Below are 12,797 nucleotides of genomic sequence, written 5' to 3' on the forward strand. Positions count from 1 at the left end.
GCTGCGGCGGCGGGGGTTCCCACCCGCGGCGCCCATGGGACTGCTGCGCGGCCGCACTCTCCAGACGGCCCGAGTGGAGTAGCGGGCGTTGTGCTTCTGCGGGCCGTCGTGGTCGCGTTCCTGGCTGGTTGGGGCGGTGTCGGTTGGTTAGCGGGGGGAGGCGCCGCCGTCGATGTCCAGGGTGGTGCCGGTGACGAACGCGGCCTCGGTCGAGGCCAGGTAGACCGCGGCGGCGGCTACCTCGGCGGCCGTCCCGCCGCGGCCTACGGGCAGCGCCGCTGCGGTCGCTTGTCGTCTGGCGGCGGTGCTGAAGGTGGCGTGGAAGTCGGTGCCGTCGATGAAGCCGGGCGCCAGTGCGTTGACGGTGATGCCGTCCGGTGCCAGTTCCTTTGCCAGGCCCTTCGTGAGGCCGATGATGCCGGCCTTGGCGGCGGCGTACGCGACCGCGCCGGGGCCGCCGCCGTTGTGTGCGGCGAGCGATGCCATCGTGATGATCCGGCCGGACCCGGAGGCGCGCAGGGCGGGCAGGGCGGCGCGGATGGTGCGGAACGTCGCGGTGAGGTTGACGTCGGTCACCTGCGCGAAGTGCTCGTCGCTCATCTCGCCGACCGGGACCCGGCCGACCAGGTGTCCGGCGTTGCAGACCAGGATGTCCAGCCCGCCGAGGTGCTGGGTGGCGGCGGCGACGAGGCGGTCCACCTGGGCCGTGTCGGTCACGTCCGCCTGCATGGCCGTGGCCCGCTGCCCCAGCCCGGCGATGCGGTCGACCACCCCGGCGGCCCGCTCCGCCGAGTGCCCGTGGTGCACCACGACGTCGGCGCCGCGCTCGGCGAGGGCCACCGCGATCGCCGCGCCGATGCCGTGCCCGGCGCCGGTGACGAGTGCGTAACGCCCGGTGAGGTCGAACATGCAACCGCCTTCCGTCCCGCCGGCGGGAACCCGCCGGCTCTGGTGCGATTCTCCATGGTGAGGAGGTGCCGATGAACAGGCTGTCTCGAGTGTCGGTCCCGGCCGGCGTGCTACTGCTGGCCGCCTGCACCGCAACACCCGCGCCCGTCCCGCCGTCGTCGCTGCCCGCCGCCGGCGCGCCGACGGCCGCCACCGCCCCGTCGCCGTCGCCGTCCGCCACCGTCGCGCCGGGGCCTGCCTCGACAGCGCTGCAACGCGGCTGTGCCAGCCTCGTCAGCGTCGGGCTCGGGGATGACGCGTGGCGCACGGCGCCGGTGGCGGGGCCGGCGGCGTTCGGCGCGCTGGACTACAGGTGGGGCGACCGGGCCGGCTTCGCGGAGCGGGCGCCGGACGCGCAGGGGTGGCGGCGGTTCAAGGTGGCGATGCGGCTGCGTGGCGGCACCCCGGCCACCGTCAGCGTCGCCGGGCCACAGCGGGCGGTGGGGGCGCTCACGTACCTCAACGGCCTCGACCACACCGTCGACTTCGCCGCCTGCGGTGCGCCGGCAGAGCCGCCGACGAGCGAGTTCGCCGGTGGGTTCGCCCTGCGGGAGGCGGTCTGCCTGCCCGTCGACGTCACCTCGGGCGGCGCCACGACCCGGGTCGTGCTCGACTTCGGCAAGGACGGCTGCTGAACTCCCCAGGCTGCCGAACTCCCCGGCTGCTGAGTTTTGCCTGGCTGTGAACTCGCCGTTCAGGCAGCGGCAACTGCTCGGACGTCCAGGTATGCGGGGGTGCCGGGGTTTCGTACAGTGCGCAGTGTGAAAGGAACCGAGGCACTGCCGGCCGGCGTCGAGCTGTACTCGCTGACGGCCGACGGCACGGCGCTGCTGACGTCCCGGACCGGCCGCGGCGACCTGCTCGACGCCGGCGCGTTGCTGCCGTTCATCGACCGCGGGCAGCACGCCCGGTATCTGATCGGTGACGCGCTGACCTCGCCGGAGCGGCCCAGCAACGCCACCTACAAGCTCGGCCTGATGCGGGGGCACAGCGCCTTCACCCCGCACGCGCACGGCGGGGAGCACTTCGTGCTGAGCCTCGGCTACGCGGCGTGCGGGCTGTACGACGACGAGCGGCAGGAGGCGGTGACGGTCCGGCTCACCCCCGGCGTCATGATCCGCATCCCGGCACTGCTGCCGCACTCGTTCGTCAACCGGGGCGCCGGCCGGCTGCTGATCCTGGCCGCGAACACCGGGTTCGGCATCGACCACGAGGACTACGCGATCACCGCCGAGGAGGCGGAGCGGCGAGCGACGGCCGAGCCGTCCAAAAACCGAGCGACGGCCGAGCCGTCCAACAATGGCACGGCACTGGACTATCCGGCGCTGGCGAAGGCGTTGCGCGCCGTCGGCTCCGCGCCGTCACCGGGTGTGATGAGCTGGCGGGAGCGGGCGGCGCAGGCCGCCCGCCGTATCGCCGTGCGCTTGGAGGGATCGGCATGATCTGCCCGCACTGCACCACCAACCTGACCCGTAAGAACCGTCCCGGCAAACGCTGCGGCTCCTGCAAGAAGCCGTTCGTGTTCGAGCCGAAGGAGAACCCGCTCGCCCTGCACGACGTCAAGGTGCGCCGGCTCACCGCGAAACTGTCCGAGGGCGGGCTCTGGTACACCACGACCCAGCTGTATTACGCGTCGGCCCGCAAGACCAACAAGGTCGCCGCGGGCGGGCCCTTCGGGTGTGGGATCGTGGTGCCGATCATCGCCGGCCTGGTCCTGGTCGTCCTGGGGATCTTCGGCAACACCTCCCCGTTGCTCGCCGTCCTCGGTGCGGCGTTGCTGGTCTTCAGCGCCGTCATCATCTGGCTGCGGGTGGCCGGCGTGCTGCGGCCCAAGGTCGTGATGAAGATGTCGTTGCCGCAGTTCCGCCAGGAGATCATCGGCGGGTGGAGCCGGGTGTACGGCAAACCGCCCGGCGGGATCGTCGACGAGCCGCACGTGCAGCCCGGCCGGCAGCCGCAGCAGCCGGCGTTCGCGATCCTCAGCCCGGACCCGTCGGTGCTCGCCTGCCTCCAGGTCAACGACGTCGGGCGCCGGTTCAACGCCGCGCTCGCCGCGAAGGTCGCCGACCTGCCGCCGGAGACGCCGGTCGCGGTCATCCACGACGCCAGCCTGGACGGTGAGCTGTTCCTGGCCTCGGCCAAGCACGAGCTGCGGGGCCGGCGGGTCATCGACCTCGGGCTGCGGCCCCGCGCGGTGCTCGCCGCGAAGGACCCGTTCCGGCTGCGCACGAAGGACCGGCAGCCGGAGCGGATCGCCTGGCTGAAGGCGAACACGGACCTGACGCCCAAGGAGCTGGACTGGCTCGGCGACGGCTGGTCCTCGCCGATCGCCGCGCTGCGCCCGGCGCAGCTGCTGGCCCGGATCGAGAAGGTCGCCACCCACCTCGGCGGCGCCAACGACCCCGCGCGCAAGGCCGCCGCCGCGATCGGTTTCATGACCTGGCCGGCGGCATGAGCATCATCGACCGGGCCCTACAAGCCGCCGTTGGAAGGGCCGGGCTGCCGGGACGGATCCGGTTCACCCGCCGGCAGCTGTACTACGAGGTGTGCCGGGGGCTGCTGCCGCTGCACCGCCTGCCGCGGCGGGTCGGGTTCACGCTGCCCGCGCCGATCGGCTACGACCGCTTCCTCGCCGCTCTGGAACGCCACGGCCCGGTGCCGGGATTGCTGGCAGAGCCCAGAACAGCAGCACGCGCAGACCCGCACGACGACGTGCCGGACCTCTACGACTACGGGCTCCCCCGGCTGCTGGTCTGCCAGGACCCCGCGATCGCCGCGATGCTGCTGGCCAACGAGCTGCACATGGAGTCGGCGTGCCCGGTGTTCGCGCTGTCGGACCTGCCGCTCGACCCGCGCCTGACCGCGGCGCTCCAGCGCACCGGCGACGCCGTCGTCCACGTCCTGCACGACGCGGGTGCCGACGGCTACGCGGCCGTGGACGAGGTCCGGCGGTGGGCCGGTGACCTGCGGGTCAACCCCCTCGGGCTGCGACCGGTGCACGCCGCCGCACTGCACCTGACCACCGGTCCGGACGGACCGAAAGCCACCACCGGTCCGGACGGACCAGAAGCCACCACCGGTCCGGTCGGGCGGAACACAGCATTCGACCACCGGCCCGGGCTGGAGGCGTGGGAACTGCGCCGGTTGCGGTCCGGCCGGACGGTCGAGGTGGCCGCGGTCAACCCGGCCCGGCTGCTGCGCACCGTGCACCGCCTGGTCCGCGGCCAGACCCGGGCCCACCGCAGATCCGCCCGCCTCCGCCAGCTCCAGGCCGCGGGTTTCATGACTTGGCCGGCATCATGACGGGAGTGCTGTGAGCCAGTACCGGGAAATCCACTACACCGACGAGCTGCTCAGCGACCGCAGCGTGCACCGCCGCTTCAACGACGGCCGCGAGGAGTGGCGCCGCCGCGCCGGTGACCACCACGTGCAGTGGCAGGACAACGCGGGACGCAGCGGCATCGACGAGGTCCTCGGCGACCGCGTCATCAAGCGCCGCTACACCACCGGTCAGATCGTCTACGGCCGCGACCAGGGCTACGGCCGCACGGCGTGGGGCGACGGGACCCTGACCGTCAACCGCACGTCGTTCGGCGGCCGCACCGGCGCGATCCTCGCCGCGGTCGGCGCCGGCGTGCTGCTCGGCGCGATCGTCGCCCCGCCGATGTTCATGTCGGAGTTCGAGGAGGAAGAGCTGCGCCGCCAGGCCCAGCAGCAACAGCAGTCAAACGGCGACGGCGGGGACGGCGGCGACGGCGACAGCGGCAGCTGGGACGACGCCGACGACGGCGGCGGCTCCGACGACGACTTCGGCTGAGCCCGACCGGATCCAGGAGGTTTCCCCGTGCCACGCATCGCCGCGATGTCAGGCGCCCGGCCGGCGCTGAGCGACCTGGGCGCCCGGACGGTCGTCGACGCGGGCGCCGTCGCCCTCGGGTTCGTCGACCCGGAACCCGGCTTCGCCGAGGGGCCGTTCACCGCCGGTGGCCTGCGCGCCCTCGGCGAGGTCGTGCTGCACAACCGGACCGAGCTGTTCGCCGCCCTCGCCGCGGCCGGCGCCCCGGCGCCACCGGAGACGCCCGACGGCGAGCTGCTGCTGCGGGTGTACACCACGCTCGGCGGCACGGGCATCCGCGCCGCTGACGGCATGTTCGTCCTGTTCATCGCCGACGGCACGGACATCGTCGTGGTGCGCGACCACGTGGGCACCCGCACCGCGTTTCACGCCCGCGCCAACGGACAGTGGGCGGTGTCGACCTCGCTGCGGGCCCTGCGCCGATGGCCGTCGCTGAGCACCGGGCTGAACCTCGCCGCGGTCCGCTCGTTCCTCACGTTCGCCTACCTGCCCGGCGACGAGACGCTGCTGCGCGGCGTGCACGAGGTGCTGCCCGGCCGGATCGTGCGGCTGCGCGCCGACGGGACCGTCCGGGAGGAGCCGTTCTGGGACGCGACCGAGGCCGTCGACGAGGCCACCACGGCCGCCGGGCACGCCGCCACCCTGCGCGCGCTGCTGGAGCGGGCGACGAGCCTGCGGCTGCCGGCCGCGGACCCGGTCGCGGTGCTGCTGTCCGGCGGCGTCGACAGCAGCCTGGTCACCGCGCTCGCGGCGAAGCTGCACGACCAGGAGGTCCGCACGTACTCCATCAGCTTCGGTCATGAGCTGCCGAACGAGCTGGCGTACTCGGGGCTCGTCGCCGCGCACTGCAACACCCGGCACCAGATCCTCAGCGTCTCCGGTGAGCAGGTCGCCGCCCGGCTCGCGGAGACGGTCGCGCTGCTGGACAGCCCCGTCGGCGACCCGCTGACGGTGCCCAACCTCATGCTCGCCGAGGCCGTCGCCGGCGACGGGATGCCGGTGGTGCTCAACGGCGAGGGCGGCGACCCCGTGTTCGGCGGGCCGAAGAACCTGCCGATGCTGCTGTTCGAGCTGCACCGCGACGACCCGTCGCCGGACGCCCGGTCCCTGGCGTACCTGCGGTCCTACCGCAAGTGCGGCGGCGACCTGCCGGCGCTGCTGACCGCCGACACGCTGCGGGCCCTGGAGGGCGAACCCGGGCCGGAGCGGTTCGTCGCGCCGTACCTGTCGCCGGGCACGATGCGCGCGCACCTCAACCGGCTGCTGCACTGCAACCTGCGCACCAAGGGCGCCCACCACATCCTGACGAAGGTCGAGCGGCTCACCGCGGCCCGCGGGCTGCAGGGCCGGTCCCCGCTGTTCGACCGGCAGGTCATCGACCACGCGTTCACCGTGCCGCCGCGGCTGAAGCTCGCCGGCACCGAGGAGAAATGGATCCTCAAGGAGGCCGTGCGGGACCTGCTGCCGGCGACCATTGTGGACCGTCCCAAGAGCGGCATGCGGGTGCCGGTGCAGCAGTGGCTGAGCGGGCCGCTGCGGGACCTCGCCGACGACGTGCTGCTCGGCAGCCGCACCAGCGGCCTGTTCGACCCGGTCACGATCCGGGCGTGGCTGCGCGGCGAGGGCGCGCTGCTGCCCCGGCAGGGCGGCAAGGTGTGGCTGGTGCTGACCCTCGAGCTGTGGCTGCGTGCCTACGATGTGGTGTGAGCACCTACCTTGAGCTGACCGATCCCCGCACCGGCCACGTCCGCACCCGGTTGCGGCCCGGCGGCCCGGCCGAGGTGACGGCGGCGGTGACCGCGGCCCGCTCGGCGCTGCGCGGCTGGGCCGGCCGCACCGCCAAGGAACGTTCCCACCGCCTGCTGTCCCTCGTCGCGCTCATCGAGCGGCAGTTGGAGGTGTACGTCCAGCGCGAGGTCGCCGGCACCGGAAAGTCCGATGTGGACGCCCGGGCGGAGGTGCTGCAGTCCGCGGACGTGCTGCGCTTCTACGCCGGGGCGGTCCGCGCCGACCTGACCCCGGCGGCCGGGCACCGCCTGCCGGGCCGGGAGAGCTGGGTGCGGTGGGAGCCCATCGGGGTCGTCGCCGCGATCGTGCCGTGGAACTACCCGCTGCTGATGGCGGCCTGGCGGCTCGGGCCCGCGCTCGCCGCCGGCAACACCGTCGTGCTCAAGCCGGCCGAGACCACCCCGGACACCGCCGTGCTGCTCGCCGAGCACGCCGCGGAGACGCTCGGCCCCGGCGTCCTGGTGGCGCTGCCCGGTGACCGCGACACCGGCCGGCTGCTCGTCGGCGCCGACGTCGACGCGGTCGCGTTCACCGGCAGCCAGGCCGGCGGCCTCGACGTCGTCGCCCGTGCCGGGCTGCGCCGGGTCAGCCTGGAGCTCGGCGGCAACTGTGCCGCGGTCGTCCTGCCCGACGCGCCCGCAGATGCCTACGACGCGCTGGTCGGGGCGTGCACGTACAACGCCGGGCAGAGCTGCGCCGCCCCGGCCCGGGTCATCACGCTGCGTTCCCACCTCGACGAGACCGTCGAGCGGCTCGCCGAGGCGATGCGGGCCCGCCGCGCCGGCCCGGACTTCGGCCCGCTGAACAACCCCGCGCAGGTCGCCCGCTTCGACGCGATCGTCGCCGGGTCCGGCGCCGGTGTCCGCCGCAGCGGCGAGGTGGCCGTCGGCGACGGCGAGACCGGCGGGTTCTGGCGGGCCGGGCTGATCCTGGCCGACCTGGCACCGGACGACCCGGCCGTGACCCGGGAGATGTTCGGCCCGGCGCTCACCGTCCAGGCCGCCGACGACCTCGACGGCGTCATCGCCCTGGCGAACTCGGTGCCGCAGGCCCTGGCGGCCAGCGTGTGGAGCACCGCGGTCGGGCCGTCCCTGCACCTCGCCGGGCAGCTGGACTGCGGCGAGGTCTGGGTCAACTGCCACCTGGAGCAGACCGCGGAGCTGCCGCACGGCGGCCGCCGCGGCTCCGGCCACGGCACCGACCTCAGCGTGCTGGCCCTGGCGGAGTATCAGCGCCCGAAAACCGTCACGGTGCGGCTTTCGTAGCTCTTCCGGGCAACGAACACGAATTCGAGGCCTGGCCGGTCGGGCGCGTCCCGGACGTCGAGGACCGTGAACCCGGCGTCCACCAGGGACCGCTCGACCTCGGCCCGCTCCCGGAACCGCAGCGTCGAGTCCGAGTGCACGCGCTCGCCGCCGGGAAAGGTGTACGTGTGCCGGAACGACACGAACGGCGGCGCCACCTCGGTCACCTCGCGGCGCTGCTCGACCGGGCCGACGCCGGGCACGTCGCGCACGACCGGGCCCGGGTCGGCGGCCCAACCCTCCCAGGCGCGGCGCTCGGGGCGGCGGGTCTCGAACACGAAGACGCCACCGTCGCGCAGCGCGCCGTGGATGCCCCGCAGGGTCGCGGCCCAGGTGTCGTCGTCGAGGAACACCTGGGCGACGTTGCCGGTCATCGTCGCCAGGTCCGCCGCCACCGCACCGACGGTCGTGGCGTCGCCGTGGATCCAGGTGACCGCTTCCGCGCCCGGCTTGGCCCGGGCCACGGCCAGCGACGCGCCGGCCGGATCCACCCCGGTGACCTGCCGGCCGGCTGCCGCCAGGAGGACGGCCAGGCAGCCCGTGCCGCAGCCGACGTCGAGGACGTGCGCGGCCCGGAACTCCGCCGCGACGCCGAGATAGAGGCCGAGGTCGCCGCGGTCGCCGTCGAACACGTCGTAGAGGGCCGCGAGCCGCGGATGGTCGAAGATCGCGTCGGGCACGCCCGCCACCGTATCCGGCCCGGTGAATGCGGGCGACCCGTTTCCGCCCCCACACCCCCGGCCCCGGCCCGCGGAATGTGGCACGATCGACGGCATGACCAGCCGGCCCGCCACCACCCAGCACCTGCGGGACCTGGCTCGGCTGCGCCGGGTCCGGGACCGCATCGACCGGGACTACGCGCAGCCGCTCGACGTCGAGGCGCTCGCCCGGGGCGTGCACATGTCGGCCGGGCACCTCAGCCGCGAGTTCCGGGTCGCTTACGGGGAGTCGCCGTATTCGTACCTCATGACCCGCCGGATCGAACGGGCGATGGCCCTGCTGCGGCGCGGTGACCTCAGCGTCACCGAGGTGTGCTTCGCGGTCGGCTGCTCGTCGCTGGGCACCTTCAGCACCCGCTTCACCGAACTCGTCGGCATGCCGCCCAGCACCTACCGGACCCGCGCGGCGGGCGCCACCGCCGGGATGCCGCCGTGCCTCGCCAAACGGGTCACCAGACCGGTCAGGAATCGAGATGCTCCCGCCGCGCGAACGCGCCTAGCGTGAACGGCATGGACATCTCCATCCACTCGACGTTCCTGCCGCACACCGACCCGGACGCGTCCCTCGCCTTCTACCGCGACGCCCTCGGCTTCGACGTCCGCAACGACGTCGGCTACGAGGGGCTGCGGTGGATCACCGTCGGCCCGGCCGGCCAGCCCGCCGTGTCCATCGTCCTGGAGCCCGTCGCACCGCCCGGCAGCGGCCGGACCGACGACGAGTGCCGCACCATCGAGGCGATGATGGCCAAGGGCACCTACGCCGGCATCAACCTGTCCACCCCCGACCTGGACGCCCTGTTCAACCGGCTGCGGGCCAACGACGCCGAGATCGTCGAGGAGCCCGCCGAGCAGCCCTACGGCGTCCGCGACGGCGCCGTGCGGGACCCCGCCGGGAACCTGATCCGCATCCAGGAGCAGCGTTGACCTCTGCCGTCCGCTACGACGGGCACGCGGACTGGTACGACGCCACCTTCCGCCGCTACGGCGGCGCGTCCGCGGACCTGCTCGCCCGGCTGCTCGGCCCCGCCGACCCGGCCGACCCGGTCTGCCTCGACATCGGCTGCGGCACCGGCCTGCACGCCGCCGCGGTCTCGGCCCGCGGGCACACCGTCATCGGCGTGGACCTGTCCGCGGACCAGCTGCGCGTCGCCGCGACCCGCAACCCGCGTCTGGTCCGTGCCGACGCCGGGCGGCTGCCGTTCGCCGACGCCTCGGTGCCGTCCGTGGTCATGACGTACCTCCACACCGACGTCGAGGACTTCCCCCGCGTCATCGCCACGGCGGCGCGGGTCCTGCGCCCCGGCGGGCGGCTCGTCCACCTCGGCCTGCACCCCGCCTACGTCGGTCCGTTCCTGGACCGGCAGGACGAGGTGGAGCGGCACGAGCTGCGCCTCGCCGCCGGCTACGGGGACGAGCGCCACGCCGTCGACCCCACCGGCCGGTTCCCGGTGCGCAGCCGGGTCGGGGCGCGCAACCTGACGCTCGCCACGTTCCTCCGCGCGTTCCTGGCCCAGCCCTCGCTGCGCCTCGACGACGTCGTCGAGGTGGACACCGGCATGCGGCCGTGGCAGCCCCCGGCGGGCGACGGCCGGGTGGTGCCGTGGAACCTCGCGGTGACCGCCGTCGCCGTGCCGGTCTGAGGTGCGGCCCGCCCGGCAAATCACGGTAAATGCGGTGCGGGCGGCGGGCGGCTTCACGTACAACTGCCGGGGTGTTGACACTCTGGGCCGCGGTGCTCGGGCGACCGTTCGCGAAGGCCCTCGCCGTCACGAACCTGCTGACCCGGCTGTCGGCCGGCGCGGTCACCCTGGCCCTGGTCCTGCTGGTGGAGCACGAACGGGGGTCGTTCGGCGCGGCAGGAATCGTGGCCGGCGTTTTCGCCGTCGGCACGAGCGTCGGCGCGCCCTTCGTCGGCCGTCTCGTCGACCGGCTGGGCCAGACCCCGGTGCTGCTCGCCACGGCGGCCGTGCACGGCGCGGCGTTGCTCGGGCTGGCGCTGCGCCCGTCCGCGCCGCTGGGGGTCCTCATCGCGCTCGCCGCGGTCGCCGGCGCGGCCAGGCCGCCGGTCGCCGCCTGCATGCGCGGCATCTGGATCGCGATGCTGCAGGGACCGCAGTTGCGGGCGTCGTACCGCCTCGAGAGCGCCCTGCTCGAAATCGGTTTCGTGGCCGGTCCGGTGGTCGCCGGCGCCGTGGTCGCGGTCGGGCGGCCCGCCCTCGGGCTGATCCTCACGGCCGGGCTCGCCGCGCTGGCGACCGCCGCGTTCGCGCTGCTGCCCCCGACCCGCGCGTGGCGACCACCGGCCCGCGCGTCCCGCGGCGTGCTCGGGCCGCTGCGTGCCCCGGCGATCCTGTCCCTGGTCGGCTCGCGCACGGCGCTCGGCGTCGCGATCGGGGCGCTGCAGGTCGCGGCCGCCGCGTACGCGACCGCCGGCGGCCGGCCCGGGTTCGCCGGGGTGCTGCTCGGCGGGTTCGCGGCCGGCAGCCTCCTGGGCAGCCTCACCCCGCACCTGTCACCGTCGTCGTTCGCCCTGCTGTCGGTGGCGATGTGCGCGGCGCTCGCCCCGCTGCTGCTGCCCGTCGGGCTGTGGTGGCTGGCGGCGCTGTTCGTGCTGGCCGGCACGCCGCTCGCCCCGTTGAACGCGATCGCCTACGAGCTCACCGACCGGGCCGCCCCCGCCGGGACGGGCACCGAGGCCCGTATGTGGACGGGCACGGCGACGGCGGCGGGCACCGCGCTCGGCAGCGCCCTCGCCGGGGCGGCCGTCGACGGGGCGTCGGCCCGGGCCGCGGTCACGGTCGCCGTCGCCGGCGCGGCCGTCGCGGCGGCGATCACCCTGATGAGCCGCCGGGCGGTCACGGTCGCCGCCGCCACCCCGTTGCCCGCCGCGTGACGGCACCGGCGGCAGCGGTGGGGAGCACCCACCGCGGCCGGCACCGCGTCAGCGGCGCTGCCAGATCTCGGCGTCGCTCGTCCAGCGCAGGGTGGTGACGGCCTGCAGGACGAGGCCGCCCGCCTGGCCCGCGGTGAGGTACAGCTCGTCGGCGAGCGCCCGGATGATGTGCAGGCCACGGCCGTGCTCGTCGAGGACCGCGAAGTCCAGGGCGGCGAGCTCGCGGTCGGACATCTCGGTCGCGAGGACCAGGCGGCCGGGGTCGACCATGGAGCCGTCGTTGACCACGTGGATCACGCAGCGCAGGTCACTGACATCGATGCTGATCTCGTAATCGTCGATGTCACGGGCGTGCTCGATGACGTTGGCGCAGGCCTCGGTGAGGATCAGGCCGATGTCGTCCCGGCAGCCGGGCTCCACGCCGAGCGTCCGCAGGGCCTGGTCCAGCAGGCGCCGGGCCATCGGCACCGTCGCGGCGTCCCGTGGGAGATTGAGTGCGAGCCGCAGCGCGATCGACACCGTGCCGTCGCCCCCTCTCCCTGGTCGTCTTCGGAAGCCGTCGACTTCAGAAGCCTTGTCGTCTTCAGAAGCGACCGTACCCGCAGCACCACCTGTTTCATGTTTGTCACACGGCAAACATGCTCATCCGGTGCGGGTGAGGGTGGGTCGCGCGGATCTGGGCACGGGTCACGGATGCGACGAACACAGTGGTTGCTGGCCCTCGCGGCCGGGTACGTCGACGGGATTTGCCTGCTGTTCCTCGGCGGCGTCTTCGGCAGCGTCGTGGTCGGCAACCTGGTCGTCCTGGGCGTGTCCGCGGTGCAGCGACTGCCGGAAACGGCACTGCGTGCCGCGGTGTCCGTCGCCGTGTACGGCGGGACCGCGCTGCTCGCCCGGCGGGTCGCGCCGAGCCGCTGCCTGGTCGGGGCGCTGCTGGCGCTGTGCACCCTGTGCGGCGGGTGGATGGTGGCGCACCACGACCCGCGCGGCCTCACCCAGCTGCCGTTGCTCGCCCTCGCGGCCATCGCGACCGGGTTGCAGCACGCCGCCGCCCGCGACCCGATCGACGCGGCCGCGGCGCCGCCGGCGGTGAAGGGCCCGGCGCTGCTGCCGCTGGCGTGCATCCCGGTCGGCGCCGTGGGCGCGGGGCTGCTGCTGGAGCGGGTGCCGTGGGTCGGTCCGCTGCCCGCCGTCCTGCTCGTCGCCATCGCCCTCGTGGTGGGGTCGTTGCGCCCGCCGGCGGTGCCCGCTCCGCCGGCCCGGCACCGCGAACCGGTCCGGCTGTGACC

Annotated in this window: 15 protein-coding genes; 12 read left to right on the forward strand and 3 right to left on the reverse strand. The window is 74.4% G+C overall.

The features are described 5' to 3' along the window. Positions 1-147: 147 nt before the first annotated feature. Complete coding sequence (locus Dsi01nite_RS43030) at positions 148-909, reverse strand: SDR family NAD(P)-dependent oxidoreductase (RefSeq protein WP_203852206.1); 762 nt, start codon at positions 907-909, stop codon at positions 148-150. A 71-nt stretch (positions 910-980) separates the two neighbouring features. Between Dsi01nite_RS43030 and Dsi01nite_RS43035 the strand changes: the two genes are divergently transcribed. The 7 genes from Dsi01nite_RS43035 to Dsi01nite_RS43065 all read left to right on the forward strand — a co-directional run bounded on the left by Dsi01nite_RS43035 (position 981) and on the right by Dsi01nite_RS43065 (position 7,857). Next, the gene (locus Dsi01nite_RS43035) at positions 981-1,583 is read left to right on the forward strand and encodes a hypothetical protein (RefSeq protein ID WP_203852207.1); all 603 of its coding nucleotides are present in this window, start codon (positions 981-983) and stop codon (positions 1,581-1,583) included. A 126-nt stretch (positions 1,584-1,709) separates the two neighbouring features. Next, positions 1,710-2,390, forward strand: coding sequence for a cupin domain-containing protein (locus Dsi01nite_RS43040; protein ID WP_203852208.1), 681 nt, complete (start codon positions 1,710-1,712; stop codon positions 2,388-2,390). Next, positions 2,387-3,403, forward strand: coding sequence for a hypothetical protein (locus Dsi01nite_RS43045; protein ID WP_203852209.1), 1,017 nt, complete (start codon positions 2,387-2,389; stop codon positions 3,401-3,403). The genes Dsi01nite_RS43040 and Dsi01nite_RS43045 overlap by 4 nt, the downstream gene beginning before the upstream one ends. After that, positions 3,400-4,251 (forward strand): hypothetical protein, encoded by an 852-nt coding sequence (locus tag Dsi01nite_RS43050; protein ID WP_203852210.1) that lies wholly within the window; start codon positions 3,400-3,402, stop codon positions 4,249-4,251. The genes Dsi01nite_RS43045 and Dsi01nite_RS43050 overlap by 4 nt, the downstream gene beginning before the upstream one ends. A 10-nt stretch (positions 4,252-4,261) precedes the next feature. Further along, on the forward strand, positions 4,262-4,765 hold the full coding sequence (locus Dsi01nite_RS43055) for a hypothetical protein (RefSeq protein WP_203852211.1): 504 nt from the start codon (positions 4,262-4,264) through the stop codon (positions 4,763-4,765). A gap of 27 nt (positions 4,766-4,792) precedes the next feature. Next, positions 4,793-6,511: an asparagine synthetase B family protein gene (locus Dsi01nite_RS43060; RefSeq protein ID WP_203852212.1), complete on the forward strand. Its 1,719-nt coding sequence runs from the start codon at positions 4,793-4,795 to the stop codon at positions 6,509-6,511. Further along, positions 6,508-7,857 (forward strand): aldehyde dehydrogenase family protein, encoded by a 1,350-nt coding sequence (locus tag Dsi01nite_RS43065; protein WP_203852213.1) that lies wholly within the window; start codon positions 6,508-6,510, stop codon positions 7,855-7,857. Before Dsi01nite_RS43060 ends, Dsi01nite_RS43065 begins: the two co-directional genes overlap by 4 nt. On the opposite strand, the gene Dsi01nite_RS43070 is transcribed toward Dsi01nite_RS43065, so the two are convergent. Further along, positions 7,821-8,576: a class I SAM-dependent methyltransferase gene (locus tag Dsi01nite_RS43070; protein ID WP_203852214.1), complete on the reverse strand. Its 756-nt coding sequence runs from the start codon at positions 8,574-8,576 to the stop codon at positions 7,821-7,823. The two genes, Dsi01nite_RS43065 and Dsi01nite_RS43070, sit on opposite strands and share 37 nt — an antisense overlap. Before the next feature lie 94 nt (positions 8,577-8,670). On the opposite strand from Dsi01nite_RS43070, the gene Dsi01nite_RS43075 reads away from it, so the two are divergent. The 4 genes from Dsi01nite_RS43075 (at position 8,671) to Dsi01nite_RS43090 (ending at position 11,508) form a co-directional block, all read left to right on the forward strand. Then, positions 8,671-9,120 carry a helix-turn-helix transcriptional regulator gene (locus Dsi01nite_RS43075; RefSeq protein WP_203852215.1) on the forward strand — a complete coding sequence of 150 codons (450 nt, stop codon included), beginning with the start codon at positions 8,671-8,673 and terminating at the stop codon, positions 9,118-9,120. Positions 9,121-9,125: 5 nt separating this feature from the next. Next, on the forward strand, positions 9,126-9,539 hold the full coding sequence (locus tag Dsi01nite_RS43080) for a VOC family protein (RefSeq protein WP_203852216.1): 414 nt from the start codon (positions 9,126-9,128) through the stop codon (positions 9,537-9,539). Further along, the gene (locus tag Dsi01nite_RS43085; RefSeq protein ID WP_203852217.1) at positions 9,536-10,255 is read left to right on the forward strand and encodes a class I SAM-dependent methyltransferase; all 720 of its coding nucleotides are present in this window, start codon (positions 9,536-9,538) and stop codon (positions 10,253-10,255) included. Before Dsi01nite_RS43080 ends, Dsi01nite_RS43085 begins: the two co-directional genes overlap by 4 nt. Positions 10,256-10,326: 71 nt before the next feature. After that, a complete protein-coding gene (locus tag Dsi01nite_RS43090) occupies positions 10,327-11,508 on the forward strand; it encodes an MFS transporter (protein WP_203852218.1) in 1,182 nt (393 codons plus the stop codon). Positions 11,509-11,556: 48 nt separating this feature from the next. Here Dsi01nite_RS43090 and Dsi01nite_RS43095 read toward each other — a convergent pair whose 3' ends face one another. Continuing rightward, positions 11,557-12,027 carry an ATP-binding protein gene (locus tag Dsi01nite_RS43095; RefSeq protein ID WP_203852219.1) on the reverse strand — a complete coding sequence of 157 codons (471 nt, stop codon included), beginning with the start codon at positions 12,025-12,027 and terminating at the stop codon, positions 11,557-11,559. A gap of 174 nt (positions 12,028-12,201) precedes the next feature. Here Dsi01nite_RS43095 and Dsi01nite_RS43100 point away from each other — a divergent pair, with 174 nt between their 5' ends. Beyond that, the gene (locus tag Dsi01nite_RS43100; RefSeq protein ID WP_203852220.1) at positions 12,202-12,795 is read left to right on the forward strand and encodes a DUF1275 family protein; all 594 of its coding nucleotides are present in this window, start codon (positions 12,202-12,204) and stop codon (positions 12,793-12,795) included. The last annotated feature ends 2 nt before the right edge of the window (positions 12,796-12,797 follow it).

The sequence above is a fragment of the Dactylosporangium siamense genome, from assembly GCF_016862795.1.
Classification (GTDB): domain Bacteria; phylum Actinomycetota; class Actinomycetes; order Mycobacteriales; family Micromonosporaceae; genus Dactylosporangium; species Dactylosporangium siamense.